29 protein-coding genes are annotated in these 25,805 nt (G+C 40.8%); 2 read left to right on the forward strand and 27 right to left on the reverse strand.

The window, feature by feature from the left end:
* The first annotated feature begins 7 nt into the window (after positions 1–7).
* Both grxC and secB read left to right on the forward strand, forming a co-directional pair.
* Complete coding sequence (grxC, locus tag J663_RS09755; RefSeq protein WP_002114715.1) at positions 8–265, forward strand: glutaredoxin 3; 258 nt, start codon at positions 8–10, stop codon at positions 263–265.
* Positions 266–292: 27 nt separating this feature from the next.
* Positions 293–751 carry a protein-export chaperone SecB gene (secB, locus tag J663_RS09760; RefSeq protein WP_002115005.1) on the forward strand — a complete coding sequence of 153 codons (459 nt, stop codon included), beginning with the start codon at positions 293–295 and terminating at the stop codon, positions 749–751.
* A gap of 70 nt (positions 752–821) precedes the next feature.
* Here the strand turns inward: secB and J663_RS09765 are convergent, their stop codons facing one another.
* From J663_RS09765 to pilW, 27 genes are all read right to left on the reverse strand, one after another.
* The gene (locus tag J663_RS09765) at positions 822–1,478 is read right to left on the reverse strand and encodes a 4'-phosphopantetheinyl transferase family protein (protein WP_033849398.1); all 657 of its coding nucleotides are present in this window, start codon (positions 1,476–1,478) and stop codon (positions 822–824) included.
* A gap of 23 nt (positions 1,479–1,501) precedes the next feature.
* On the reverse strand, positions 1,502–1,936 hold the full coding sequence (locus tag J663_RS09770; RefSeq protein ID WP_033849401.1) for a hypothetical protein: 435 nt from the start codon (positions 1,934–1,936) through the stop codon (positions 1,502–1,504).
* A gap of 11 nt (positions 1,937–1,947) precedes the next feature.
* Complete coding sequence (locus J663_RS09775) at positions 1,948–3,174, reverse strand: beta-ketoacyl-ACP synthase (RefSeq protein WP_033849403.1); 1,227 nt, start codon at positions 3,172–3,174, stop codon at positions 1,948–1,950.
* The gene (locus tag J663_RS09780; protein WP_081404693.1) at positions 3,174–3,899 is read right to left on the reverse strand and encodes a 3-ketoacyl-ACP reductase FabG2; all 726 of its coding nucleotides are present in this window, start codon (positions 3,897–3,899) and stop codon (positions 3,174–3,176) included. Before J663_RS09780 ends, J663_RS09775 begins: the two co-directional genes overlap by 1 nt.
* Before the next feature lie 23 nt (positions 3,900–3,922).
* Positions 3,923–4,348, reverse strand: coding sequence for a 3-hydroxylacyl-ACP dehydratase (locus J663_RS09785; RefSeq protein WP_033849405.1), 426 nt, complete (start codon positions 4,346–4,348; stop codon positions 3,923–3,925).
* Positions 4,348–5,550: a beta-ketoacyl-[acyl-carrier-protein] synthase family protein gene (locus J663_RS09790; RefSeq protein WP_033849407.1), complete on the reverse strand. Its 1,203-nt coding sequence runs from the start codon at positions 5,548–5,550 to the stop codon at positions 4,348–4,350. The genes J663_RS09785 and J663_RS09790 overlap by 1 nt, the downstream gene beginning before the upstream one ends.
* Complete coding sequence (locus tag J663_RS09795; RefSeq protein WP_033849408.1) at positions 5,547–6,092, reverse strand: DUF3261 domain-containing protein; 546 nt, start codon at positions 6,090–6,092, stop codon at positions 5,547–5,549. The genes J663_RS09790 and J663_RS09795 overlap by 4 nt, the downstream gene beginning before the upstream one ends.
* A gap of 2 nt (positions 6,093–6,094) precedes the next feature.
* Positions 6,095–7,390 carry an NAD(P)/FAD-dependent oxidoreductase gene (locus J663_RS09800; RefSeq protein WP_033849410.1) on the reverse strand — a complete coding sequence of 432 codons (1,296 nt, stop codon included), beginning with the start codon at positions 7,388–7,390 and terminating at the stop codon, positions 6,095–6,097.
* A gap of 29 nt (positions 7,391–7,419) precedes the next feature.
* Positions 7,420–9,735 (reverse strand): MMPL family transporter, encoded by a 2,316-nt coding sequence (locus J663_RS09805; protein ID WP_033849412.1) that lies wholly within the window; start codon positions 9,733–9,735, stop codon positions 7,420–7,422.
* The gene (locus J663_RS09810) at positions 9,710–10,339 is read right to left on the reverse strand and encodes a LolA family protein (protein WP_033849413.1); all 630 of its coding nucleotides are present in this window, start codon (positions 10,337–10,339) and stop codon (positions 9,710–9,712) included. Before J663_RS09810 ends, J663_RS09805 begins: the two co-directional genes overlap by 26 nt.
* Positions 10,339–10,767, reverse strand: a complete 429-nt coding sequence (locus J663_RS09815) for an acyl-CoA thioesterase (RefSeq protein ID WP_000542808.1) — start codon at positions 10,765–10,767, stop codon at positions 10,339–10,341. Before J663_RS09815 ends, J663_RS09810 begins: the two co-directional genes overlap by 1 nt.
* Positions 10,768–10,776: 9 nt before the next feature.
* Positions 10,777–12,312 carry an HAL/PAL/TAL family ammonia-lyase gene (locus tag J663_RS09820; protein ID WP_033849416.1) on the reverse strand — a complete coding sequence of 512 codons (1,536 nt, stop codon included), beginning with the start codon at positions 12,310–12,312 and terminating at the stop codon, positions 10,777–10,779.
* A gap of 1 nt (position 12,313) precedes the next feature.
* Entirely contained in the window at positions 12,314–13,240 is a 927-nt protein-coding gene (locus J663_RS09825) for an acyltransferase (RefSeq protein WP_033849417.1), read from the reverse strand.
* A gap of 2 nt (positions 13,241–13,242) precedes the next feature.
* Positions 13,243–13,983: a glycosyltransferase family 2 protein gene (locus J663_RS09830; RefSeq protein WP_033849418.1), complete on the reverse strand. Its 741-nt coding sequence runs from the start codon at positions 13,981–13,983 to the stop codon at positions 13,243–13,245.
* A gap of 2 nt (positions 13,984–13,985) precedes the next feature.
* Positions 13,986–15,644: an AMP-binding protein gene (locus J663_RS09835; protein ID WP_033849420.1), complete on the reverse strand. Its 1,659-nt coding sequence runs from the start codon at positions 15,642–15,644 to the stop codon at positions 13,986–13,988.
* Positions 15,645–15,653: 9 nt separating this feature from the next.
* Positions 15,654–16,208, reverse strand: a complete 555-nt coding sequence (locus tag J663_RS09840) for a septation protein IspZ (RefSeq protein ID WP_000668777.1) — start codon at positions 16,206–16,208, stop codon at positions 15,654–15,656.
* Positions 16,205–16,459, reverse strand: a complete 255-nt coding sequence (locus J663_RS09845; RefSeq protein WP_001987856.1) for an acyl carrier protein — start codon at positions 16,457–16,459, stop codon at positions 16,205–16,207. Before J663_RS09845 ends, J663_RS09840 begins: the two co-directional genes overlap by 4 nt.
* Before the next feature lie 5 nt (positions 16,460–16,464).
* Positions 16,465–16,725: a phosphopantetheine-binding protein gene (locus J663_RS09850; RefSeq protein WP_000067033.1), complete on the reverse strand. Its 261-nt coding sequence runs from the start codon at positions 16,723–16,725 to the stop codon at positions 16,465–16,467.
* A gap of 1 nt (position 16,726) precedes the next feature.
* Positions 16,727–17,530: a lysophospholipid acyltransferase family protein gene (locus tag J663_RS09855; protein ID WP_014208347.1), complete on the reverse strand. Its 804-nt coding sequence runs from the start codon at positions 17,528–17,530 to the stop codon at positions 16,727–16,729.
* Positions 17,515–18,129, reverse strand: coding sequence for a beta-ketoacyl synthase chain length factor (locus tag J663_RS09860; protein WP_033849423.1), 615 nt, complete (start codon positions 18,127–18,129; stop codon positions 17,515–17,517). The genes J663_RS09855 and J663_RS09860 overlap by 16 nt, the downstream gene beginning before the upstream one ends.
* A 196-nt stretch (positions 18,130–18,325) precedes the next feature.
* Positions 18,326–19,735, reverse strand: coding sequence for a ribosome biogenesis GTPase Der (der, locus tag J663_RS09865; protein ID WP_005066184.1), 1,410 nt, complete (start codon positions 19,733–19,735; stop codon positions 18,326–18,328).
* 189 nt (positions 19,736–19,924) lie between these two features.
* Entirely contained in the window at positions 19,925–21,070 is a 1,146-nt protein-coding gene (bamB, locus tag J663_RS09870; protein ID WP_032005187.1) for an outer membrane protein assembly factor BamB, read from the reverse strand.
* A complete protein-coding gene (locus J663_RS09875) occupies positions 21,070–21,768 on the reverse strand; it encodes a YfgM family protein (RefSeq protein WP_017398816.1) in 699 nt (232 codons plus the stop codon). Before J663_RS09875 ends, bamB begins: the two co-directional genes overlap by 1 nt.
* A gap of 28 nt (positions 21,769–21,796) precedes the next feature.
* Positions 21,797–23,089, reverse strand: a complete 1,293-nt coding sequence (gene hisS, locus J663_RS09880) for a histidine--tRNA ligase (protein ID WP_033849425.1) — start codon at positions 23,087–23,089, stop codon at positions 21,797–21,799.
* Entirely contained in the window at positions 23,086–24,201 is a 1,116-nt protein-coding gene (gene ispG, locus J663_RS09885) for a flavodoxin-dependent (E)-4-hydroxy-3-methylbut-2-enyl-diphosphate synthase (RefSeq protein WP_033849427.1), read from the reverse strand. Before ispG ends, hisS begins: the two co-directional genes overlap by 4 nt.
* A 21-nt stretch (positions 24,202–24,222) precedes the next feature.
* On the reverse strand, positions 24,223–25,014 hold the full coding sequence (locus J663_RS09890; RefSeq protein WP_033849429.1) for a helix-turn-helix domain-containing protein: 792 nt from the start codon (positions 25,012–25,014) through the stop codon (positions 24,223–24,225).
* The gene (pilW, locus tag J663_RS09895; RefSeq protein WP_212771399.1) at positions 25,005–25,805 is read right to left on the reverse strand and encodes a type IV pilus biogenesis/stability protein PilW; all 801 of its coding nucleotides are present in this window, start codon (positions 25,803–25,805) and stop codon (positions 25,005–25,007) included. Before pilW ends, J663_RS09890 begins: the two co-directional genes overlap by 10 nt.

Here is a 25,805-nt window from a genome sequence, read left to right on the forward strand (position 1 = left end):
AATTATCATGGCTGCAAATGTCATTGTTTACTCAACTTCTGTATGCCCGTATTGTGTTCGTGCTAAACAGTTACTTGAGCGTAAAGGTGTTGCTTATAAAGAAGTAAATCTTTCTGTTGAAGCACCCGAAGTACGTGTTGAATTAATGCAACGCACAAATCATCGTACTGTCCCACAAATTTTCATTAACGATCAGTTTATCGGTGGTTTTGACCAACTTTATGCTTTAGAGCGTGAAGGTAAACTCGACGAATTATTGGCTTAACATCGCATCCATATTAAGGAAAAAACAATGAGCGAAGAACAACAAGTTCAACCACAATTAGCTTTAGAGCGTATTTATACAAAAGATATTTCTTTTGAGGTTCCTGGGGCGCAGGTTTTTACTAAACAATGGCAACCTGAACTTAATATCAATCTGTCTTCTGCTGCAGAAAAGATTGACCCAACTCACTTTGAAGTTTCTTTAAAAGTTGTGGTACAAGCTGATAACGACAACGAAACAGCGTTCATTGTAGATGTAACTCAATCAGGTATTTTCTTGATCGACAACATTGAAGAAGAGCGTTTACCTTATATTTTAGGCGCATACTGCCCGAATATTTTGTTCCCGTTCTTACGTGAAGCTGTAAATGATTTAGTAACTAAAGGTAGCTTCCCACAGTTACTTCTTACTCCAATCAACTTTGATGCAGAGTTCGAAGCTAACATGCAACGTGCTCAAGCTGCTGCTGTTGAAGGTCAAGCTTAATATTTTAGCTTTCCCTTTTAATAAAAAAACCGCGTAATACGCGGTTTTTTTATGTGTGCTATTTATATTATTAACGATCAAGCGAGTGAAGCTGAATAGATGGAAACTGAAAACCACGGCAAGATAACTCTGAACGCCATGCCACGGTTAATATCATATTGCCAATAATAAAATTCTGATACGCAAATGTTCCATTAAGTGGATGAGAACAGACTCCACCATGATCAGTAGGATGTGCCTGAGTATTTAACGTATTTAAATCTAAACGTATGCCTAATCCTGAAGCTTTTAAAACAGCTTCTTTCGTGGTCCAGACTTTGAACCAATATTCTCTATCTTGTTCTAAGCTTAGCCATGTTTTATATTCATCGGGATGAAAGGCATGTTTTGCTAGAGCATCTAGGCGTACATTCCGATCAAGTTCCTCAACATCCACACCAATATCTTTAACATGTTCGCTCATGGCTAAAGCGTAGTATTGTTGGCTATGTGAGTGATTAAAATGCAAATTGTGATTCAACAAATAAGGTTTACCATGTTTATACTTGGCAAACTCCAATTCCATTGAATTGATTTGTAGTTTCTCTGCAATCAGTCTATTTCTGACACTCTGTATTTGTTGTTTTTTATAATGATTAAATGAACGGAAGTCTGGAAAATCTTGTTTAGACTTTAAAAGAAGCTGAGATAATGCCTGTGTATAGACTTCAATTTTGCGCTTAGACATTATCTCGACCTTACTTAAAATTATTAGAATTTAACGACATCGCCTTTTAAAGCAACACCCGCCATCATGGTGCCTTTATAGCAATCGTAAGTTGTCGTACTCGTTGTTTCATTAGCTTTAAAATAGCTCACAATATTGGTCACGGCGTTTGCCCCTTGTGCTTTGGCATTGTTTTGCATTTGGATTAGTGCTGAACGCAAAACCCAGTCACAAGAAGTTGCTGCCAACTTACCAAAACCATTGGTCTTTTTATTCGTCACAGCATCTTTTTGAATAACTTTACCACCAGACTTTGTACCCTTTAAATAAAACTTTACCGAACCATCCAAAGTCCCATCTGCAACCGCACGGTCTACAGCTTCTTTAAAATTTAACTGATGTACTTCATCTCCAGCCTGAACAGTGGCAGTAAAACCCGCACTTAGCATTGCTACAAATAAAAGTTTTTTATTTAACATTGTTGTGTTCCTTATTGTTTAACACGTTTAAAAATAAGCGAAGTATTAATTCCGCCAAAAGCAAAGTTATTGCTCATAATAATGTCAGCATCCAAATTTCTCGGCTGCTGAACGATATAATCTAGTTCACCACATAGCGGGTCGATTTCATCTAGATTTAAAGTTGGAATAAAACGGCCACGATTCATCATTTCGATGCTTAACCAAGCTTCAATAGCCCCACACGCCCCCAGCGTATGTCCAAAATAACTCTTTAAAGAGCTGATTGGTTTATAGCCTAAAACTTTTGCAGTGGCTTGGCTCTCTGCCACATCGCCCTGATCAGTTGAGGTACCATGCGCGTTTACATAGGCAATGTCTTTAGCCTCTACAGATGCATCTTTAAGCGCTAACTCCATACAGCGCCCCATCATTTCTGATTCAGGACGAGTTACATGTTGACCATCGGTATTGCTACCATAGCCAATCACTTCTGCATAAATATGAGCACCTCGTGCTTTGGCATGTTCATATTCTTCGAGAATTAAACACCCTGCCCCTTCACCAATCACTAATCCATCTCGTTTAGCATCAAATGGTCGTGGTGTTTTTTCAGGTTGATCATTCATTCCACTGGTTGCGAACAATACATCAAAAACTGCCGCACCTGCCGCACTGAGTTCCTCTGCACCACCCGCAATCATGACTTGTTGTTTGCCATATTTGATTGCTTCATAAGCTTGCCCAATTGCCATGGAACCAGAGGTACATGCACTTGAGGTAGGTAGAGTTAATCCTTTTAGACCAAAATATACGGTCATGTTCACCGCACTGGTGTGGGCCATCATACGAATATAAGTGGTGGCATTAATCTTACTCATGCTCTGGTGAAGCAACATGCCTGCAAACTCACCCACGGCGTCTACGCTACCCGCAGAAGACCCAAAGGCAACACCCGCTTCGCCACTAGATAAAATTTCATGCCCAAGCAACCCAGCATTTTGTAAAGCAGTTTCGGCACAAACCACAGACATGAGCGCTACACGCCCCATCCCACGGGTAACCTTACGGTTAAAGTGTTTTGGAACATGGAATGTTTCCACAGGGCCAGCAAGCTTGGTCCGAAGATCAACATATTGCTCCCACTCCGGCATGTAACGAATACCACTTTTAGCAGCTTCAAATCGCGCAAAGATGTCATCGGCAGTTTCACCTAAAGAGGTAATGCCTGCCATTCCTGTCACAACTACACGTTTCATCAGATGAGTCCTCCATTTACAGAGATCACCTGTCGGGTTACATAAGAGGCTTCATCTGAACACAAGAATTTCACCACGCTTGCCACTTCATCGACCTGTCCCATGCGCTGCAGCGGAATCATTTTAAGCGCATGTTCTTTGACTTCATCTGTCACCATTTCGGTTTCGATCAGTCCAGGAGCTACACAGTTCACAGTAATTTTTCGCTTCGCCAATTCGAGTGCTAAGGCTTTGGTCGCACCAATCAGACCTGCTTTTGCAGCACTATAGTTAACCTGACCACGGTTACCCATAATTCCAGACACAGAAGATAAAGTGACAATACGGCCACCTTTGCGTAAGTGAATCATTGGCATGATGAGTGGTTTTAAAACATTATAGAAACCATCTAAAGAGGTCGAAATCACTTCATCCCAATCTTGATCTGTTAAAGCAGGAAAAGCCCCATCATGAGTAAGACCAGCATTCAATACAACACCATAAAAAGCGCCATGCTGCTCTACGTCTTGTTCTAGAATTTGTTGAACCGTCTGGCGCTCATTTACATCAAACATTAAATAATGGCTATTTTGTCCTAAAGCTCGAATCTCTTGTACAACTTGCTCGGCCTCTGCCTGACGTGAACGCGCGTGTACAGTTACATCAAAACCAGCCTTTGCTAGTTGTAATGCAATCGCTTTCCCAATTCCTCGACTTGAACCTGTTACTAAAATTCGTCTTGTCACAATGTATTCCTAATTCTTTGTGGTTATTCAAATGGTGATTCTGTTGGCTCAAATACACTTAACGTTGCCTGAATGCAGTGCTCAGCATATTGAATTTCACAGGAAAATTGCCCAAGTCCTTCATGAAAATATTGTTGTTCTATTTGAATGATCAATCGTGAACCTAAGGCGAAATAAGGGATGGGTAAATTTAACTTACGCGTTCCCAATAAGAAACCGACTTTTGGTGCTTGTTTTGACTGCTGACCCTGCCAGCCTGAATAAGCACTAATTGTTTGTGCCATAATTTCAATGCTTGCCCATGTCGGCAAACCTTCTGCTTCACAAAACATGAGCTCTGGTGTAATCATTAGTTCTGCTTGCGCCCACCCTTCTGCAACATCCGTTAAATGGTCAATAAATACCATCGGTTGCTCATGAGGAATATATTGAATTGCATCTAGTTTCATTAGGGTTTTACTCCAAAAACAAGACTAATATTACTTCCCCCAAAAGCGAAAGAATTACTCATGACATAGCGAATGGATTGTTTTAGTTCAGCTTCTTGCACATAGTTTTGGTCAGCCAAATCTGGATCAACCTCAACACTTTGATGTAAAGGCAACCAACTTTGATCTTTTAAAACTTGCTCACAAACAAAAGCTTCTATGGCACCCGCTGCACCCAGACAATGTCCCGTTTTATGTTTTGTACTACTTAAAGCCACTGGGTAATCCCCAAAAACTTGTCTTACAGCCTTAATTTCCATTGCATCATTTTGTGGAGTTGCTGTTCCATGCAAATTGATATAGCCCACCTCTTGAGCTGAAATATGTGCCATATCTAATGCACGTTGCATAGCTAAAGCGGCACCTTTGCCTTCAGGATGCGGGGCTGAAATGTGCCATGCATCCATAGATTCACCCGCTCCCATTAACATGACTGGTGCTTGTTCTTTACTCAGCACAAAAAACGCAGCAGCTTCACCAATATTAATACCATCACGGCTTACACCGCAGGGTTGGCAAATATGTCCAGATAAACTTTCTAGACTATTAAATCCATTTAGGGTCAACTTACACAAGGTATCAACGCCACCGACCAGCACAACATCGGCTAAATCTGCGTGAAGTAATCTCTGCCCTGCAGCTAATGCTTTAGCGCTTGAAGAACAAGCTGTCGAAATCGTATATGCAGGTCCTTCCCATCCTAAGTACTGCTGCAATGCTTTCGCTAAACAGCTCATTTCTTGAGGATAGTGTGATATCGATAGATCTGTTTGCCCTTGAAAATATTGCTTAAGTAATAATTCATTATCTGCAATACCAGAAGTCGATGTGCCCACCACAATGGCCAAACGTTTATGTTCAAAGGATGCTGTATAAGCTTTTAACTCTGTTTCGATTTTAGATAACGCGGTTAAGGCAAAATGTAAATTACGTGAATCTACAGACCGCAAAGCAGCAGGTACACTCGAACATAATGGATGCGTATATTGTCCCACCCAAACATCACGATCAGCGATTAAATCATTACGCAAACTCAAGGTTTGCTGCGGCTGCTGTAATGCTTGTTTAATTTGATTAAGTTCGCAGCCTAAAGCTGACAAACCAACACTAAATTGTATGCCTACTGCCATTGGAGCTGCATTTTCTGAAGGTAGATGTTTCATGGCGTAGGGCTTTCTTCTGTCTGTAAGGTATTCTCAATCGAACTCAGCGTCATGGTATAAGGGACTTGTTCATTAATCAATTCAATGCTTCCTTGTCCCTGTTTAAGCTGCAACACAGGTTGCTTTTCAATATAAACAACCTGCTTGTCTGCTTGTTGTTTCATCTCTACAGCTTGCTGCCCTAAATGCGAAAACTGAGGGTATGTCGCAAACAAAAGGTCACGCACTACAAACTCAAAAGGCAATAAACGCATTTGATCAATACGTTGTTCAACATGAACCCGATGCCCATCAAACTGTAACTTAAATAATTGTTGACCTGTCAGGCTCAAAGCAACCATATCTAGTACAGCACCCTTTTGCTGTTGATATAGCAAGAAGCTAAAACTTTGCTGCTTCCACTGAACCTCAACCTGATCTTGCCTTTGATAAGTCTGAGCCTGCCATAGTGGACTTTGCAGCCCTTTAGCATGTGGCATAACCTGACAACCATTTAAAAATATCAAGCTACTGAGTAATATCGTTGCCCATTTGCGTTGCATGGTTATCCCTCAAGTACCTGTTCTTGCGCCAAGCCTTCACGACAATATTCTGCCAAAGTTCTGAGTCTACGTTTGGCATTTTTATGGATTGGATTTTTTTCATCCCACGCATAACCAGCCAATAATGAAGAAATCATACGGCGAATGCCTTCATTCTGATTTTGCGAAAACACCACATCTTGGAACTCACCTTCGTACCATGATTCAACATAGGCACGAAACACCTGAATACCACGGCGTAATGGTTTTTCATATTCTTCTAACCAGTCGACTTGTTCACCTTGTAAAACTCGTTCAACTAAAGGAACAGCCAAACTTGAAGATTTAAGAGCAATCGTTACACCTGATGAAAAGACTGGATCAAGAAACTCACCCGCATTACCTAATAGCGCATAGTTGCGGTCTGCCAAGTGTCTTACATTCGCTGAATAACCAACCAAGGTGCGCACTGGTGTATCAAAGTTTGCACGGCGCAAGACATGTGACAAGCTTGGCTCATCAGCCAAAATACGCTTAAACATTGCCTCAGGCTCATTATCTTCAGCATTTTCGACCGTGTATTTGTCAAAAAAATCTTGTTCTGCAACGACACCGAAAGAAGCTCGTCCATCTGCAAATGGAATCAACCAATACCATGCACGATGATCTTTTTCATGGACAGTAATTAAAATTTTATTACGGTCAAATTCTGGATCATCCGTAATTCCGTCTTCAATATGGGTAAACAACGCACGTCGTACCGGAAAATTTGATGGACTTTCTAGATCTAATAACTTTGGCAAAATTCGTCCAAAGCCACTCGCATCTAACAAGAATTTAGTTTGAATCTGATATCGCTGTTGTTCTTCATCAATTACTGTAAGTACAGGCTGTTCAGATGCAACATCAACATCTAAAACCTCATGCCCAAAGCGTATATCAGCACCATAAGCTTGAGCCTGTTTTGCTAGTAAGTTGTCAAAATCTGCACGGCGAACTTGCCAAGTTGTTCCCGGACCATCCGTAAATTTTTCTGTAAAGTCATAAAAACTACGCTGTTTGCCACGTAAAAAAGCCGCCCCGTTTTTAAATTGAAAAGCATATTGCTCAACATGCTCACGGACTGTTTCTAATAAGCCAGCCTCTTCTAAAAACGCCATAGACTGCGGTAATAATGACTCACCAATCGAAAAACGAGGGAAATACTGTTTTTCAATGACCGTAACGGTATAGCCCTTTTTTCGAAGAAGTGCAGCAGCAGAACTACCTGATGGCCCAGCCCCAATAATCACGACATCAATTTTTTCTATAGTGCTCATAGCACAACTTCCTTTTTAATTTATTCAAATTATGAATGGTCTTGTAAATTTACAATATGTTTTTCATCTGCGGGCGTTAACAAAGTCGCATAGATAAACGAGAAAATAACCCCGAATAAAACCGTTAAACCAAAACAATGAATTGCATAAGTATGGCTAAATGAAAGTAATCCAAAGCCGAGTAAGGTCGACATCATACATAAAAATAACGCCATTCCAACTACTTGTGGATGGTCATGTCCATGTCGGTAGAAAATTGCATAGTCGACGCCAATCCCAATAATCAGAAAAGTTGCCATAATACTAAACAGGTTAATCTCGACACCTAACCATGCCTGAACAGCAAAAGTGCTCAATAATGCCAAGCTGACTGGCAAGACCAAAGGTACAATCGAACTTAATCCATAAATAAGCGCCAAACCAACTGCCAGACCAATTAAGGCATAAGTCAGAAGATGTTGAGCCTGCACCCGATGTTCAGCAAACATTTGCGACATTGCAGTAATCGGTTGCTGAAAATGTATGTGATCATTCTGTAGTTGCTTTAACGCGTCAGGTTGTTTCACCCCTGTCACCATCACTAATCGCTCATTGGCTTGAGGTTGTAAAAAAGCTAAAGGGTGATCTTTAAATACTGAAAAATCTAATAACGGTTGTGCCGCTAGTTGCTGTTGCCACTGTAAAACATCAGTGACATTTAGGCCCATACTTTGTGCATATTGCTGCAAACTCGCTTTTGGAATATTTCTTAATAATTGTAGATTACTTTGCTGCTCTGCTAATGGTGGAATCCATTGTCCTAAAGCTTGAAATGCACTGATTTTCCCTTGTGACTGTAACTGTTGCAAATGTCCAATCAGTTGCTGCTCTTGTTGCTGCATTTCATTTGCAGATGCTGCACGCACCACAAAATAATCACTACTTTGCTGCTGGCCAAATTGCTCACGAACCACTTGGTCTTGCTGCTTTAACCTCGCGTCCATACCTTGTAAGTTACGAATATCATCATTACTTTTAAGATAGAAAAGACTAACTGTCCCTACTGCTAAAATGACTGCAATCAAGCCATAACGAACTTTGGCACGCTGTTGAAACCATAAGCGTGCTTGTCCAATCCACGATAAAGCTTTTATTGCTGGCTGAGCATTGAGCGCAGGTAATCTTGGTAATAGCAGTACACTACTGATCCACGCCGCAGTTAATCCCACAATTGAAAAGACCGCAATCTGCTTAAATCCTGGGAATGGGGTAAAACTCAAAAAGATGTAAGCAACCAATGTGGTCATTAAGCCCATAAACAAGCTTGGTAATAGCGGTTTTAAAATTTGAAAACCACCAAGCTTTCTATGCTGCGATTGCATCGCCATAAAATAAAATGAAAAGTCGACACAGACACCAATCAGACTTGCACCAAAGACCAATGTCATCAGATGAATTTCACCAAACACCCAATGTGTGACCGCAAACGCCACAAAGCTTCCAGTCGAAACTGCAATAAACTCGGTTGCCAAAGGTCGCAGTGAGCGAAAGCCGAACCAAACCAGAAAAATTAAGCCCAGTGTCGAGCCAACACCAATTGTTGAGATTTCCTGCTTAGCCGATTGCGTCCCAAAATTTGAAAATAAAATAGTTCCAGTCCAATGAGATTTTAATCCCATTGCAGCTAGCTTTTGCTTAGTTTGTTCAATCCAAGTAGAGGTCTGTTCTTGGTAATCAATATTGTATGGACTTTGCGTCAACTGTAATACGAAAAGCCGAGAGATACCTTGCTCATGATGAATCGTGGCAAAACCCTGCTCCATTTCAATATTTTGTTGTGACGGGGTTGCCAACTGCATGGCATAACGAGGGAACAATAATAGCGGATCTTGCTTAAGTGACTCAGCAGTGACAGGCATACCTGGACTCATCATCTGCATCAGACTTTGTTCAGTCAGCGCAGCATAATCCTTTTTTTGCAATAAGGCTTGATCTTGAGCACTCAACAATCCTGCGCGATGTTGATACAACTGTTTTGCAAATTGATCAAAATCAAGTTGTGGCTTCAGCGGTTGCCACAACTGGCTTTGCTTGGCCTGCGCTGTTAAGAAATGAGTCGCTTGTTGTATCGCAGCTTCATCTTTGGCATCTACCACCACAAATACTTTATTGTTGAGTTGCTCATTCATGTACTGCTGAGTACGTGCAAGTTCTGGGTCTTGCTGAACTTTAGGCAATAACGCAAAAATATTAGTTTGAATATGAATATCTTTATTCAGCCACGTCACGCCAAGCCCCGCAGCAATCAGTAACAGGGCAATTAACCAAAGCGCGGTGAACTTATTTTGCCAGTTGGAAAATCGCATGCTCAGCAGCCGTTAGAGTCGTCGGTTGAGAAGTCTGGTGACTAAAGCGAATGGTCGTTAAATTATTCGCTTTCTCGGTAATCACCATTTGGTTGACGAACTGTTGACCTTGAGCATCAACACGCACAAATAACTTTTTAAACAAGCTACTTTTCGGAGTTAAGCTCATACTCCAACCCGCTGGACTATAATTCGCACTTACCACATTAAAATTCTTTGCCAAAGCCTGTTCATTACCAGACATGAGCTGTAAGAATAAAGTCGCGACCGAACTATATGGCGATTGATCAACTTGTATTTGGCTAAATGTACGCTGAGTTTTCTGTATCAATTTGGTTGGGGTAACGATCAAATCTGCTTGCACAGGTCGTTTGATTTGCCACGCTACACCATAAGATTTTGAGAACAACAAAGAGCCGTTCGATACAAAAGTTTTATTCAACGATGGCAATTTTTTTTGCTGTTCGAAATCAGCACGAACCGTAGGAGATTGTGACAATTGCTGAAAAATTTGAGTGATCTGTGTTGGCGCTGCATAGACCGCACTTAAACTGCTCATCCAAACAGCAGCACCTAAACCTAAAGTTTTGATGAATTGAGACATCACGCATTCCTCTTCGGTTGAAACTCAGACCATGCATTCAAGCGATCAAACAAAACCTGTGGCGATTGAAAACACATTTCACGAGCTTCAATATTCACCGCCACCTGTGTGGTATAACCCTTGGTTAAACGTTTTCCTGACTCAGCATCAAAAATCAAATAATCAATTTTCAAACGGTTTTCCCATTCTTTTAAAATGGCCCGAACCCGAATCTTTTGTTCAAACTCAATACCGTATGCATAGCGAACATGGCTTTCAATCACAGGCCATGCATAGCCTGATTCTTTCATCTGCATATAGTTGTAATGAAATTGATCGAGCAATTTGCAGCGCGCAATCTCAAAATATTTTAAATAGTGTCCATGCCAAACCACATTCATGGTATCGACATCATGAAATGGAATTTCAATGATTACATCTGCATGCATTGGCTCACCTTATCCCATAAATTCTGGTTGATTAAACAATTCAAGTTGGTCTAAACGATCAACAATCTGTTGTAATTCGGTTTGTAATGGTCGGTCTTCTTCGACAAATGCAAAGCTTTGTAAGGTCCATTGCATAAACGTTTGCAATGTTGGACTTAACTGTGCCGTTAAACCTTTTAAATGAATCGCCTGCACACTCGCGCAGCAAAGTGCTGCAATGACTTGCTGTGTCAAGGTAATCACACGGCTCGCATCACGCGCAGCAATGGTACCCATACTCACTTTGTCTTGGTTATGACATTCGGTTGAACGTGAAAAAATTGAAGCTGCTAAAGTATTTTTCAAAGCTTCAGCTGTCCACGCTGATACTCCGATTTGTACCGCTTTAAAACCATGATTTAGCGGCAAACGTTCAGCCGTTGCACCTGTTAAATTACGCGGTAAACCATGATTCATTTTATGGTCGACTAGCTGTGCAATCTGTCTATCCATCAAGTCAGCAATATTAGCGATCATAATTTTTAAGCTATCCATTGCTTGTGCAATGTGCCCACCGTAAAAATGACCGCCATGTAATACACGCATACCGACTGGATCAATCAGTGGATTGTCATTACTTGAATTCAGCTCATTTTCAATAAACTGACGCAACCATACTTTTGAGTCTTCAAACACACCAATAATATGCGGTGCACAACGAAGCGAATAACGGTCTTGCAAACGTGGGCTTTGATGTGCTGTTTGTACTTCACTGTTCAGCCATTCACGTAATTGCTTGGCGATCTGTTGCTGCCCCGGATGTGGTTTTTGGGCAAATAGCACTTCATCAAAATGACTTGGATTTCCTTCCAAAGCCAACACGTTCAGCGCGGTAATTAAGGTACTTGCAAGAGCAATCTGCTCTGCTTTTTTATAGTTTAAGCACGCAATTGCTGTCATCACCGCAGTGCCGTTCATAAGCGCCAAACCTTCTTTTGGTCTGAGCGTTAAAGGCTGCAAGCCTTTTTCAGCATACACCTGAGCAACTGGAACAATATTCCCATCAACATACACATCACGCTCACCGACTAAAGTTCCCGCAATGTAAGACAAAGGCGTTAAGTCCCCGCTTGCCCCGACTGAACCTTCAGAGGGAATGACTGGAATTACATTTTCGTTCAGCAACCAAACCAAACGTTCAAGTAGTGCTATCGACACACCAGAATAACCACGAGCCAATGAACATAGACGCGTCACAACTACTGCACGAGCAGTGATGACATCTAAATTTTCACCTAAACCACAACCATGAAAACGTGAAAGATGCAGCGGTAATTCATTAACCTGATGCAATGGCACTTCAACCAAACATGAGTCACCATAACCCGTAGTCACACCGTAGATCACGCCTTCTTCTTCAAGGAGTTGATCGAGAAAATCAGCGCCTTTCTGAATTAGTTCACGCCACTCAGACGTTTCAGGTAAAGCAACCTGACATTCGCCTCTGGCTACAGAAACAACATCTTCAATACTCAGTGGCTGTTCACCTACGGTTAACACACGCATGTTATTTCGTCCAAAAATTATAAAAATTAAACCATTGATAAGGGGCACGCAGACAATGCTGTTCTAGTACGGCAACGTATGTTTTAGTGATGGTTTGCATACTTTCAATACGGTTAGCACGAGGTAAATTTATCTGCTCAGCAATTGAGTGAATATGCACTTGAAACTGCTGCTGTACTCGATAGCAAAATACCGCAATAACAGGCACTTTGAGTAAATTTGCTAAAATCCATGCACCTTGTGGGAAAGCTGCTGACTCCCCTAAAAAATCAACATGCTGTACGCGATCTGACTGCACAGGTACTCGATCTGCCGCCACAATGACCCACTCACCTTGCTGCATTTTGTCTTGCAGCAGCATTGCAGTTTCAATACCCAGCTCATCAACTGATAAAAGACAGACATCTGCCTTATCATTTATCTTTTTCAAAAACTCATTAAATTTTGTCGCGTGCTTTTGGTAAACCAACACATTAATTTTCTGCGGATGCTCTGACTTAATAGCTCGAAGCAACTCAATATTGCCAAAGTGAGAGACAATAATCAGAGCACCTTTTTGATAATGCTGAGAGAAGTTTTCATGTCCAAAAACTTGCAGTTCCTGTTCGGGAATATTACCTAGCCAGCCCTCAATCTTATCTAAAATACATTCGCCAAATTGCATGAAATGCGCATAGCTATTTGTCCAATTTGGTTGGAGGCTAAAGGGAGACTGCGATCCAGCAAAATGATGCAGTTTTTGTAAATAAAGTAAGGAGGCCTGTCTTGCTGCGACAGCAAATAACCAGTACCACATGATGACGAAGTACATCACAAACTTGCATAACCAACGTCCACCAAAACGGTAAAACCACAACATCAGCATGAGGGGCAACATACCGCCTCGCTCTTTAATGTCGTTCCATTTTGGTGAAGCTGAATTTGTCATAATTAACCTTGCAGCTTTTGTTTTAATAGCTTTGGTAAGCGAACCAGCATCCCCATAAACAAGGTTGCATGCGCTTTACTTAGCCCTAAGTTATCTCGCCAAGCATGAAAATGAGAAATACCCTGCTCTGGATAAACCACAGGTGTTGGTACATTAATGAAAGGAGTATTTTCCCATTTTAAACGTACTAAAATTTCACTATCAAAGCCCATACGTGGCTGAAATTTAGCACTATTTAAAACATTTATTGTGCTCTCAAGCGGATACACGCGAAACCCGCACATGCTGTCTTTAATTTCAAAAGACAAACTGTTTAACCAGACCCAAAAATGGGTGATGTAACGGCCATATAAGCGCTTTTTAGGAATAGAGGCATCAAAGTATGGCTGACCAATTACCATCGCATCTGGATGTTGTCGAGACTGCTCAATAAATTTTGGAATGTCATCCCAGCAGTGTTGACCATCTGAATCGAGTTGTAATGCATGGCTTAAACCAAGCTCATAGGCTGCACGTAAACCAGTCATTACGGCTTTTCCCTTCCCCTTATTTACCTCCTGTTCAATAAAATGAATTTGAGAATATTGCTCTGCCAATGCTTTTAAAATTTGGCTACAAGCATCATCACTTCCATCATTGACCAACACAATCGGTAGATCAAAACTGTCCAGATAAGAAATTAAATCTGCTAAATAATGTGGATGATTATAAACCGGAACAACAAAGCCGTAATTGGACTGCATTTTTAATCCTCTACCTCTATTTGCAAGGCAAATAATAATCGGCCTGAAGCCAGAATCTGTTCTGAAACACGTAGTTCAAAACTCACTTTATGCTCTTTTCGAGCAAGCTTGAGTTGTACCACGGCATACGGACGAATTAGGTTTTGAAATTTTAACTGCTCATACCCCTGACACCAGCTCAAATCAGACCAAATTGATTTAGCAAATTGTTGTAAAAACCCTATTTGCCCAACCCCAGGATAAATGGGCTGTGTTGGGAAATGCCCTTTAAAACAAGCCAACTCAGGTGGAAATTCTAACTCCCAAATGTGATTATCTGAATTTTGAGACTGTGACAGCACCACGGGTTGTAACATAGGCTTAAATAGAGTTTTCAAATAGTTTTTATTGAGTTTGGACTGAGTATTTTGTGGTAACTGACTGAGGAAACGCCATTGACGAGGAATTGCGATCGTTTCCAAGCTGTCTTTTAACTGTTGTTTTAAATGGCTGACAAAAGCGGACTTACCCTGTTGCTGTAATTGTTCATGAGCTTGTTCTGTTAGAACGACAATACAACCCAACATTTGGCGTTGCTCATGTTCAAATACCAATACATGGCATTGCTTTACGACATCTAAAGCTTGGATACTTTGCTCGATCGCATCTAGACTTAAACGCTTTTCTTCAAGTTTTACAATTCGATCTGTACGCCCCAGCAGCTTAAAGATCTGACATGTTGCATCTGTCCATGCCGCACCGTCACCTGTGGTAATCCAATCATTCTCGAAGGCATGATTACTCTTGACCATAAGCTGTTGATCTTCAATACGAATAGCCACATTACTAAATGCAGTCCAAGCATCTTCATCTTTAGCGCGATGGGCAATACCACCAGTTTCCGAACTTCCCAAAACTTCAATAATCGGACGATTTAGTAAAGGGCGAACACCACTTTCTAGCTTGCCCCCGGAACTAAAGACCATCTGGCAGTGTTGTAAAATAACATCGGTTGTCCAGCGTTTTAATAAAGCAGGACTTGAGATCAAATAATTGCTTAACCCCATTGTTTCTAATTGTTTTTGGGCTTGTACCACATCTTCAGGGAATGCCATTTGAGGATTATAAAAACTTCGACCTGTAGCAAGTGGTAGTAGTAATTTAAACAGTAATCCATAAATATGTTGATGACTAACTGTTGCAATCGCAGTTGCATGTTCATCAAAGCTAAAACTCTGACTCAACCCTTGGACTTCGTTAAGTAATTGTCTAAGTGTTCTTGGAATTTTTTTAGGTTCCCCAGTTGAACCCGAAGTATAAAAATAGAGTTGAGCCTGCTCTAAAAAAGTATCGTCTAACATTAAAGATAAAGGAACAACCTCTCCAATTTCTTGACGCTTTAAAAAATAGATCTGCTGTGCTGAAAAATCCTGTTCTAATTCACGCACTCGATTGGGTGGCAAAAGTATTTGCTTTTTCGCTAACAAAGCAGCAAAGAATAAAACCAGAAATTCATAACTATCTGCTTCCCATAAAGCCCAAGTTAGATTTTCCATTTGAGCAATTGCAGCAGCTTGTACCGCCACATCTTGCCAAAATTGATTAAAACTGGTCGAGTTTAGAGTACCGTCTATACAAAGTGGCTGAGATGAATCGATGAATTTCTGAAAATGGCAATACATAGTTTTTAATTAATGATTTGAAGAATGTAAACGCTGATGTCGCTTACGTAAAATAAATTCACCAAGGAACAAGATGCCCATCAGCACATAAGAAATAAAGCCATTATAAATGACCCAAACCTGAGTTGAGGTAAAAAGCACAGTGCTTAAAGCAATCAGTGCATTACAAAAAAAGAAAACACACCAAACTTTAGTGACCTGTCTGGTCCACTGTACGCCAGAAGCAGGTAAATCAGGTTCAACGAGTCGGGCAAAGCGCTCAATCATAGACGGCGGCTTAATGAGCGTCAGCGCAAAAATAATTAATGCACCTAAACTCATACCCACTGGATATAGCTTTAGCCAAGCATGATCATGTGACAATAAACTAAGGCTACCGCAAACGATGGCAAAACCCGTTAATGGCCATAATAACGAGTTGCCTTTGCTAAAAAGTCTGATGACACCCAACCCGATGAGTAAAGCACTCACCCAGACAAATTGGCCGTGACTCAAACTCCAACCCACAATAAAGGGATATAGCACAAAAAGTGCCGTCATTATCCCTTTAAGAATAAACTTCATTCAGCAGTCATGTTTTGAATAACCGTCACCACATCAAGTACGGTTCTCACATTTTTAAAGTCTTCAGGCTTTACTTGCTTACCTGTTAACTCTTTAATTTTTACAACTAAATCAACCGCATCAATACTGTCGACATCAAGGTCTGAATAAAGGTTCGAATCGAGTTGAACAGTCTCCGGTTCAATTTCAAACAAATCTTCCATCCATTCGCGGAGTTTAGTTAGTACTTGCTCTTGAGATAACATCATCATGCTCCTTATGACTTCTGTTGTGCTTCAACTAAAGCAACCAAGCTCTGGATTGACTTAAAATGCTGTTTGGTTTCATCCGATTCTGCATTTAAATGAATGTTGTAACGCTTTTTCAAAGCCAGTCCCAACTCAAGTGCATCAATCGAGTCTAATCCTAAACCTTCTCCAAATAATGGAGCTTCTGTATCAATATCGGCAATAGTAATATCTTCTAGTGCTAGAACATCAATAATCATTTGCTTTAGTTCATCAGCAAGATTGCTCATTTCAAGATAACTCTTCATCAAAAATTTTATAAAAACTACGACTTAACTGACGAACTTGTTTAGGTCCTACTGTTAAATCATCTAACAGATCTGATACTTGCACAGCATCTAATACCTTGACCTCGATATGAAATGGTTGAGATGGTACGTGGTACCATTTTTCATTCTTGGTTAAAGTTGATGGTGTACAAGTAATAATTACTGGGCGAATTGGTACATTTGCACGAATGGCAATATTGGCTGCGCCTCGCTGAAACTCGTTTAAGGTCATCCCTTTTTCAGTGCGCGTTCCTTCTGGAAAAATTAAAAGAGAAGCCGCATTATTTTCTTTTAGACGCTTTACACAGTCTTCAACAAACTGCTGAGAACCTGCATTTAAAATATAACCTGCGCTTTGTACGGGTCCTTTGGTAAATGGGTTCGACCAAAGAGACTGCTTCACGACGCAATTAGCCTGCTGCATCATACCAATTAGTACTACAACATCAATCAAAGTCGGATGATTGGCAATCACCAGCTCTTGGCGACTATTTTGTAGTTTTTCTAGCCCCTCTACCGAATAAGTCATGATGCCGAGTTTGACCATCATGTCGGTAAAGCCTTTAAAACTATGTTTAATCACATTTTGCGCACGTTGCTGCCGCTTTTGCGGATCAGAAGTGGTTGCATTGAGTACGGGTGCAATCACTGAGGCAATTGCCATACCACCCAGCCCAAAACTGGCAAAACTAAAGCCAGTAGCAGCCACACGCCAGCAATAATTACTTTTTTGCTTGAGATTTTTAAGATTTAGCATTTGTTCCACCCAAATGCAGATGTTAACTGGTCAGCATCCTGCCAAAAATGAGCAAAAGCAGGAGCATCTGCTTCATCTATATGCGTCCACGCAGTAATTTGTAAATTAGGTTGCTCTAAAGTAACGACAGCAGCCATCGCATAGGCAGAAAAATCGACTGCCTCAGCATAAATATTAGGTAATGGCTCATCATAAGCGACGACTAAGACCCGCTTAATCTCAGGCATTGACTTTAAAAGTGCATAAGCCTCAATCAAACCTTCAGTCCATGAACAGCTTAAGCTTGTAGAGGGAGTATCATCCTGACATAAAATCGAGTAGAGGCCCGAAATTGCATTATGAACAGACGTTGAAAATTGTGTTGGCGATGGAGTTTGATCATTTAAAACGTCTTGCAAGATATTTAACGTTTTTGCCTCATCACCATATTTTGATACCCAAACAATATAATCGGCCTTACTATCTTCTAATGCACCGATCGTACTATTTAAAGCAAGTTTGGCCAATGGTGATAAACGTCTACGCTGCATAGCTGGGATGCAGTCGAGAGCCGCATAGGAAGGCTGAGCATGTGTAAATATAAGCTGAGCAAGATGTAATGTTACCATGCTAAAAAATGAACCCTAAGCCGCATTATTCTGTCGAAATATAAATTATTTTATAAAGATGCTGATTATAGCATTCGTTATAAAATTTACAAAAAATTACGTTTATCACTCACACTTTTTCATAACTCTTCGGAGTAGCTCATTTATTTGCAAAAAAAACCCAAAGAAAACTTTGGGTTTTTGAACAGTAAAAAACTTAACGGTTAAATTTTTTCTCTGCTTTCTTAAATTTCTGAATATAACGACGGCGACGTGCAGCAGTACGTTCATCAACCTGACTCTTACGACCTTCAAACGGGTTTTCAGAAGTTTTAAAGTCAATACGAACTGGTGTACCTTCGAGTTTATACACTTTACGGAACACGTTTTCTAAATAACGGCGATAATCGGCAGGTGTCTTATCAACCTTATTACCATGAATCACAATAGTCGGTGGATTCTGACCACCCATATGTGCATAACGCATTTTAATACGACGACCGCTAATCATTGGTGGTTGATGGGCTTCTGTCGCATCACTCAAAATTTGAGTCAATTTAGCTGGTGATACTTTTAAGTTCGCAGACTCATAAGCACGGTGGATAGAAGGATATAAATCACCTACCCCAGTTCCATGTAAAGCAGAAATTAAATGGATTTTTGCCCATGGAATAAAGTCAAAACGACGCTCAACATCAAGCTTACATTGCTTGCGGTCATATTCAGACATGTTATCCCATTTGTTGATGGCAATAACCATGGCACGACCAGCTTCAAGCGCATAGCCAATTAAATGCAAGTCTTGCTCAACAATACCTTCACGCGCATCGACTACAACTACGACAACATGTGCATCTTTCATTGCTTGCAAAGTTTTAACAATTGAGAACTTCTCAATCATTTCATCAACCTTACCTTTACGACGCACACCTGCTGTATCAATTAAAGTGTATTTACGGCCTTCACGCTCAAAAGGAATGTAAATCGAGTCACGCGTTGTACCTGGTTGGTCAAATGCCACCACACGGTCTTCACCAAGCAAACGGTTGACCAGTGTTGACTTACCAACGTTAGGACGACCAATAATTGCTAAACGTAAGCCAGTATCTTTGTCATGTTCTTCAGGATTTTCATCTTCTGGAACTTCCGCAAGTACATCTTCCAGCATTTGCTGTACGCCACGACCATGGCTAGCGGCAACTTGTAATGGTTCACCCATACCAAGTTTATAGAACTCAACCAAAGCTGCTTCAGCATGAACACCATCTACCTTGTTCGCAACAAGATAAATTTTCTTGCCTAAAGTACGTAGTTCACGAGCAATTTGCTCATCAGAAGCTAACAATCCCGCACGAGCATCAACCACAAAAATAATAATATCTGCTTCATTGATCGCTGTTTTTGACTGCTCGGCCATGTAGTTATCGATACCGCCTTCGCTCTCACCGATACCACCAGTATCAACAACAATGAAAGACTTATTTTGATAAGTCGCATCACCATATTTACGGTCACGAGTCAGACCCGCGAAGTCGGCTACAAGTGCATCACGACTCTTGGTAATCTGGTTAAATAACGTTGATTTTCCGACATTCGGACGACCAATGAGCGCAATAACGGGTTTCATACAATAACCTTAATTCAAGCCCAGCCATATCTCATGGCATGAGCATTAGAAACAATACAGGAGATATATTTTAAGGTCAGATATGACCATAATAAAAGACGGGGCTTTGAACTGATTTAATTCAAACACCCCGATATTTTTTTAACAGCGTAATTTGTTAAGCGGCTATTTTAGCACAAGCAAACGAAATTAACGATTCTGCCAAATACTTAAATCGCCTTTTCTGGTCGAAACGTAAAGTTGGTTCTCAATAACACGTAATGTATTGACCTCACCACTTGTTTTTGAACGACCAATCAACTTACCTGTTGCAGGGTCAACAAGATGTAATACGCCATCTAAATCACCAACAATAAGGTCCGATCCCAACACAACAGGGTTACTTAAATGACGGTTTAATAAACTATCATTTTGCCAAACTTGTTCGCCTGTCGTTAAATCATAAGCAGTTAACTTACCATCAGTTGATGAAACAAATACTTTATTGTCATAAACTTCTGGACGCTTCGTGCTGCTTGAGTCTTCACTCCAAACTACACGTTGCGAAGCTAGATCAGTTACAGTCACTTGCCCTTGGAAACTTGTAGTTACCATAAACTGTCCAGCAACAGTAGGATCACCATCGATATCAATCAAACGTTGAATATCAGAACGACCTTCACTTACCGCAACACGACGTTGGAAACGTGGAATACCACTAATCGTATCAATTGCATAAACATACGCATTCGCAGATGCGATTAATACGGTACGCGGGTCAAGACTCACCGGTGACGCCTGACCACGTAAACTAAATTGGACATTTGGTAATTTATAAGCCCAAACTTGTTGGCCTGAACCAGCATCATGCGCAAATACAGTACCATCATTAGCAATGGTAATAACGCGTCCAGACTGAACTAAAGAAGGACTTAATAGTGCACCAGATAACTGCGCAGTCCACTTTTGTTCACCTGTTGCCTGATCTAAAGCAAAAAGTTGACCTTTACTATTACCAACAACAACAATTCCTTCAGCAGCTTCAACACCAGAGCTCAAGCCTAATTTGCTGACTTTTTTCTCCCAAAGACGCTGCTTACCACGATATGCAGCGACTTCACCTTTTGGGTCAAGCGTAAAGACCACGCCCTCACTTGCATCAAGCTGCAAACGTAACGGATCTGCCTTATCAGTAGAAGAAACACTGCGCGAAAACACGGGTACTAGAGTCTTTTTCGACTCAGTCAATTTCGGTAGTGGATTTGGTTTTGCTTCTTTTACTTTGTTGCTAGAACATCCCACCAGTACAGCTGATGCGATTGCAATTGCCAAAGGCAGTTTGAATTTCTGATTCATTAAGACTCTTCCACCTGTGTTTCCAAAATTGGGCGCTCAATCTGTGGATCTTCAACTAAAACGCCAACACTTTCGAGTTTAATTTGTAAAATTTGTCGTTCTTGTTTACGTTCCAGTAACGAATCCCATGCTGCCTGATACGCTTTTTTAGCAGAATCAATATCTTTCTTAGCAACAAAGATATCACCACGTAACTCTTCTACTGTTGCTTTAAATGCAGGATCGACGTTACCAGACAAGGTTTTTAGTGCTTCATCATATTTGTTTTGCGCCAATTGTGCATCTGCTAAACGCAATTTTACAACCTGAATCAAACCTTCATCTTTTACTTTTGAATTTTCGACTTTCTTCAATGCTTTTTCAGCAGCAGCATAGTCTTGTTTTTCATAGGCTAATTTTGCTAATACAAACTGAGTCTGTATCGCCTGAACAGAATCGATATCATCTTTTACGATTTTATCTGCCGATGCAGTGACCGAAGTTAAAGCATTAGGATTATCAGCACTTGCATTTGCCTCATCCATTAACTGCTGTACTTTTGCAGTTTCTGTCTGGCTGCTCGCAAGATTTCTTTTTTGCCAATATTCCCACCCAAAAAAGGCAATCAATGCAATGAGAATCCCGCTAATCATGGCAGAACCATATTTTTTGGCGAACGACTTTAAGCTGTCGAATTGTTCTTCATCACTTACACTCATGTGATTGTCCTTTTCCAGATGTTTCAGTTTATTTTGTAAATTTTTCGATTAAGAATGGTACAAGCTCAGCCAGCGCAACTTGTGACTGCTCAGCTGTTGCTAACTCTTTGATAGCAAGCTGCTGTGCTTCCCATTCACGCTCACCTAAAATCATGGCGTAAACAGCCCCAGCCTGATCAGCTTTTTTCATCTGACTCTTCATACTGCCTTGTGAACCTGTTTTGATTCGAATACTGCTATTTGCAGCTTCTAACTGGTCACGTAATTGCTCCGCTAAAATCAAAGCTTTAGTTTGATAAGCAGGTTCTGCAACCAAGAAGACTTCACAATCACGTATAACTTGAGCCTGTTCAACCTGCTCAAGTAGAAGCAATAAACGCTCCATACCCATCGCAAAACCAACAGCAGGAACAGATTGATCTGGCTTACCTTTTAACTGACCAACTAAACCGTCGTAGCGACCGCCAGCACATACAGTACCTTGCGAACCTAAAGCGGTAGTTGTCCATTCAAAAACGGTTTTATTGTAGTAATCCAGACCACGCACCAATTTTTGATTAATGACAAATTGGATACCAGCAGCTGTCAAATAATCTTGTAACTGCTTAAAATGATCCAAACTTTCTTCTTTCAAGAAGTCATGTAATTTTGGCGCATTTTCTAAAATTTTCTGAGTAGATTCAATTTTAGAATCCAAAATACGTAATGGATTCGTTGTTAAACGACGCTGTGAGTCTTCATCCAACGCATCTTTATGCTCGTTTAAAAACGCAACTAAAGCATTACGATACTCTGTACGCTCATCAGTTTCGCCCAAAGTATTTAACTCAAGCTGAACCTTATCAGCAACGCCCATACGTTTCCATAAACGAGCGGTCAACATAATCAATTCAGCATCAATATCAGGAGTCGCAACACCGAAAGTTTCCACGCCAAACTGGTGGAACTGGCGGTAACGTCCTTTTTGTGGCTTCTCATAACGGAACATAGGTCCCATATACCACACACGTGGCGTAGCACCGCGCAACAAATTATGTTCAACCAATGCACGAACACAACCTGCTGTACCTTCTGGGCGTAAGGTTAATGACTCTGGTGGATTGCCTTTGTCAAAAAAGGTATACATTTCTTTTTCAACAATATCGGTAGCATCACCAATAGTACGTTTAAACAAGCCCGTTTGTTCAACGATCGGCAAACGAATTTGTTGATATCCATAAGCATCCATTAAAGATGCTAAATGTTGCTCGAGACGTCTCCACGCTACTGTTTGCGTTGGCAAGATGTCATTAAAACCTTTGATTGCGACGATTGAACTCATGATGAACTACGAATAATTTCTTTAGATTTAGCTTCTTCAAGCTCTTGGACACGTTGACGAACCATAGTTTCGATTTCATCAACCAATTGATCGGTATCGATTAAATGGCTTTTTTCACCATTACGATAAACCAATGAGCGAGGCGCAGCCCCAACAACCCCGATATCAGCTTCTTTTGCTTCACCCGGACCGTTTACCTTACAACCAATTACCGACACATCCATTGGAGTACGAATATCTTCTAAACGTTCTTCCAACGCTTGCATCACCTGAATAACGTTAAATTCTTGGCGTGAACAACTCGGGCAAGCAATAAAGTTAATTCCGTTAGAACGAAGCCCAAGTGATTTTAAAATATCAAAACCAATCTTGATTTCATCTTCCGGTTCGGCGGCAAGCGAAATACGCATCGTATCGCCAATACCTTCCATCAACAATCCACCAAGAGCAATCGCTGACTTCACAGTACCTGTACGGTAAATACCAGCTTCAGTCACACCAAGATGTAATGGGTTATCAATTTGCTTTGAAAGTAAACGATAAGCATCCATGGTTAAAAACACATTTGAGGCTTTTACGCTAACTTTAAACTCATGGAAATCAAGGCGGTCTAAAATATCAATGTGACGTAAAGCTGATTCAAGCAACGCCTCACCTGTAGGCTCGCCATATTTCTTTTGTAAATCTTTTTCTAGAGAACCTGCATTGACCCCAATACGCATAGAAATGCCATGATGACGTGCCGCAGCAACGACTTCACGCACTTTCTGATCTGAGCCGATATTACCTGGGTTAATACGTAAACAGTCTGCACCATAGTCTGCAACTGCCAGAGCAATTCTATGGTCAAAGTGAATATCAGCCACCAATGGAACTGAAACACGTTTACGGATCGCACCAAATGCCTCAGCAGCCTCCATAGATGGGACCGAAACACGCATAATATCAGCACCTGCATCAACGCAACGCTCGATTTGAGCAACGGTTGCATCGACATCGCAAGTTTCGGTATTTGTCATACTTTGCACACTAATAGGTGCATCGCCACCGACATACACCGAACCAACACGAATTTTACGTGTTGGTCGACGTTTAATTGGGTTCTCTATCATTGTATCGCTCAACTCATGGTATTAGCGGGATAAACGGAATTCTGCTTTACCGTTTACCGTATATGGAGACAATGAAATCTGTTCTTGGTTTAGACTTAATGACACAGCCGTTGCATCATCAAGACGAATCTGAAATGGAGACTCACCATTTAAACTTAAAGTTGATGACTGACGACCTGTCGCCAAAACTTTACCTGTTGCATCAACAATATGAACAGAAGTTGGTCGGTTAAAGTTTAACACCAATTGGTCACCCACGGTTGAGGTGGTAGCCCCTTGCATAGGTAAAACTTCAACATTCGATTGATTTACTTTAGGTAAATCAGCATCTTCTTTCTTTGAAGTCCATTTTTGGACACCCATAACAAGCAATGACACAACAGCAAGAATTACAACAGCAAGAAGTGCGCGCTTTAACCATTTCTTATTACGATCACTATTAGAACCCGGGAGTTTACCCATGATTTTAATTGGCGAATTATTTAAGGCATGATTTGGTAACAGCCCAGTATCATTTGCATAAATCTCATCGAAACGCTGAATAATTGCCGTCGCGTCCGTATTTAAATATTTTGCATATGAACGGTAATAACCCTTAATGAAAGTCGCTTCCGGCAATGATTTATAGTCATCTTGCTCTAAAGCGGTCAAGGTCTTAACCGGCATATTTAAATCTGAAGAAACTTGCCCTAACTCTTTATTCTGAGCAACTCGAATTTGACGTAAATACTCACCAGGACGTTGAATATTTCCTAAAGCAGAAGTCGGTAAGCTTGAGCCAGTTGGCTGCTGTGAATTAGGATTTATTTCCATACGGCCTCAGTACTATACTGTAATTGCAAATAACGTTGATATTCTGGACTTTCCGGGAACAAAGCACGTAACTGGTTTACTAACACTTGCATTCCCATTTTATCCGCATTGGCTCGAGCCACTCTTACACCAATCCAAAGTGCTCTTGCACCCTGATTTTTCTGCCCCACTGTACGAACATATTGCTCATACATTTGTGTAGCAGCCGGAATCTGCTGCTGCAAATAAAAAATTTCCGCTAACTCTAACATTGAAATATAAGAGTCGCGGTTAGCAAGGAGTGCTTGTTTGAATGTTTTTTCAGCATTCGCAACATCACCCAATTTTAAATAAATACGCCCCAGATTTTCTAATGCCTGATAGCGTTGGTCATAACCTAATGTTGCGCCAGCAATACGAAATTGCTCAACCGCATCATTATAACGCTCCATTTGATATAAATAAGTACCATAATTATTATGTGCTTGAGCATTATCCGGTTCAGATGAAATTGCTCTTTTAAAATAATGTTCTGCTTTTTCTAAATTGGGTTGGCTACCTTCTTGCTGTAGCAAAATACCCATCATCATATTTGCAGTAGCATCGCGGCTATCTACACTTAAAGCTTGATCAAGAGCTCGCTTTGCTGAGTCCAAGTCACCTGAACGGATATGTTCAGCAGCAAGTTGTGTACGCACCTTTACCGCTTTCTCTGGGTCTTTTTTTTGCGTATGCGTTGTCTGGCAACCACTTACCAGAAATGCAGCTGCAATCCCCATACATAAGACCGTTTTTAACTTTGGAATACTCAA

Origin of the sequence: Acinetobacter sp. 826659 (assembly GCF_000588515.1) — a bacterium.
GTDB classification, from domain to species: domain Bacteria; phylum Pseudomonadota; class Gammaproteobacteria; order Pseudomonadales; family Moraxellaceae; genus Acinetobacter; species Acinetobacter pittii.

Bases quoted from the DNA above. Each gene is read 5' to 3' on its own strand.
- J663_RS09840 (WP_000668777.1), bottom strand. From the start codon at position 16,208: ATGAAGTTTATTCTTAAAGGGATAATGACGGCACTTTTTGTGCTATAT.
- J663_RS09830 (WP_033849418.1), bottom strand. From the start codon at position 13,983: ATGCAGTCCAATTACGGCTTTGTTGTTCCGGTTTATAATCATCCACAT.
- hisS (WP_033849425.1), bottom strand. From the start codon at position 23,089: ATGAGTTCAATCGTCGCAATCAAAGGTTTTAATGACATCTTGCCAACG.
- J663_RS09805 (WP_033849412.1), bottom strand. From the start codon at position 9,735: ATGCGATTTTCCAACTGGCAAAATAAGTTCACCGCGCTTTGGTTAATT.
- J663_RS09765 (WP_033849398.1), bottom strand. From the start codon at position 1,478: ATGTCTAAGCGCAAAATTGAAGTCTATACACAGGCATTATCTCAGCTT.
- J663_RS09810 (WP_033849413.1), bottom strand. From the start codon at position 10,339: ATGTCTCAATTCATCAAAACTTTAGGTTTAGGTGCTGCTGTTTGGATG.
- J663_RS09820 (WP_033849416.1), bottom strand. From the start codon at position 12,312: ATGCGTGTGTTAACCGTAGGTGAACAGCCACTGAGTATTGAAGATGTT.
- J663_RS09850 (WP_000067033.1), bottom strand. From the start codon at position 16,725: ATGAGCAATCTTGCTGATGAACTAAAGCAAATGATTATTGATGTTCTA.
- secB (WP_002115005.1), top strand. From the start codon at position 293: ATGAGCGAAGAACAACAAGTTCAACCACAATTAGCTTTAGAGCGTATT.
- J663_RS09835 (WP_033849420.1), bottom strand. From the start codon at position 15,644: ATGTATTGCCATTTTCAGAAATTCATCGATTCATCTCAGCCACTTTGT.
- J663_RS09790 (WP_033849407.1), bottom strand. From the start codon at position 5,550: ATGAAACATCTACCTTCAGAAAATGCAGCTCCAATGGCAGTAGGCATA.
- J663_RS09815 (WP_000542808.1), bottom strand. From the start codon at position 10,767: ATGCATGCAGATGTAATCATTGAAATTCCATTTCATGATGTCGATACC.
- J663_RS09795 (WP_033849408.1), bottom strand. From the start codon at position 6,092: ATGCAACGCAAATGGGCAACGATATTACTCAGTAGCTTGATATTTTTA.
- J663_RS09775 (WP_033849403.1), bottom strand. From the start codon at position 3,174: ATGAAACGTGTAGTTGTGACAGGAATGGCAGGCATTACCTCTTTAGGT.
- ispG (WP_033849427.1), bottom strand. From the start codon at position 24,201: ATGATAGAGAACCCAATTAAACGTCGACCAACACGTAAAATTCGTGTT.
- der (WP_005066184.1), bottom strand. From the start codon at position 19,735: ATGAAACCCGTTATTGCGCTCATTGGTCGTCCGAATGTCGGAAAATCA.
- J663_RS09800 (WP_033849410.1), bottom strand. From the start codon at position 7,390: ATGAGCACTATAGAAAAAATTGATGTCGTGATTATTGGGGCTGGGCCA.
- J663_RS09785 (WP_033849405.1), bottom strand. From the start codon at position 4,348: ATGAAACTAGATGCAATTCAATATATTCCTCATGAGCAACCGATGGTA.
- J663_RS09845 (WP_001987856.1), bottom strand. From the start codon at position 16,459: ATGATGATGTTATCTCAAGAGCAAGTACTAACTAAACTCCGCGAATGG.
- bamB (WP_032005187.1), bottom strand. From the start codon at position 21,070: ATGAATCAGAAATTCAAACTGCCTTTGGCAATTGCAATCGCATCAGCT.
- J663_RS09770 (WP_033849401.1), bottom strand. From the start codon at position 1,936: ATGTTAAATAAAAAACTTTTATTTGTAGCAATGCTAAGTGCGGGTTTT.
- J663_RS09890 (WP_033849429.1), bottom strand. From the start codon at position 25,014: ATGGAAATAAATCCTAATTCACAGCAGCCAACTGGCTCAAGCTTACCG.
- J663_RS09875 (WP_017398816.1), bottom strand. From the start codon at position 21,768: ATGAGTGTAAGTGATGAAGAACAATTCGACAGCTTAAAGTCGTTCGCC.
- grxC (WP_002114715.1), top strand. From the start codon at position 8: ATGGCTGCAAATGTCATTGTTTACTCAACTTCTGTATGCCCGTATTGT.
- J663_RS09825 (WP_033849417.1), bottom strand. From the start codon at position 13,240: ATGACAAATTCAGCTTCACCAAAATGGAACGACATTAAAGAGCGAGGC.
- J663_RS09860 (WP_033849423.1), bottom strand. From the start codon at position 18,129: ATGGTAACATTACATCTTGCTCAGCTTATATTTACACATGCTCAGCCT.